Source organism: Bacteroides caecigallinarum (genome assembly GCF_016901995.1).
Taxonomy (GTDB): domain Bacteria; phylum Bacteroidota; class Bacteroidia; order Bacteroidales; family Bacteroidaceae; genus Phocaeicola; species Phocaeicola cellulolyticus.
In genome coordinates this window covers 1-297 of record NZ_JACJLE010000189.1, presented here as the reverse complement: position 1 = coordinate 297, position 297 = coordinate 1, and the positions used below count along the sequence as shown (strand labels likewise).

At 51.9% G+C, this 297-nt stretch carries 1 rRNA gene; it reads left to right on the top strand.

Features of this window, described 5'->3' with window-relative positions:
- Nucleotides 1-297: ribosomal RNA gene (locus H6A61_RS15575) — 23S ribosomal RNA — on the top strand; the annotation flags it as partial.

Here is a 297-nt window from a genome sequence, read left to right as displayed (position 1 = left end):
TCCCGAGAGACCGATAGTGAACCAGTACTGTGAAGGAAAGGTGAAAAGCACTTCGAACAGAAGAGTGAAATAGTACCTGAAACCGTGCGCCTACAAGCGGTTGGAGCTCCTTAAGGAGTGACAGCGTGCCTTTTGCATAATGAACCTACGAGTTACCGTGTCCGGCAAGGTTAAGGGTCATGAGACCCGGATCCGAAGCGAAAGCGAGTCTGAAGAGGGCGTCAAGTCGGATGCGGTAGACGCGAAACCAAGTGATCTACCCTTGGCCAGGATGAAGTCTGGGTAACACCAGATGGA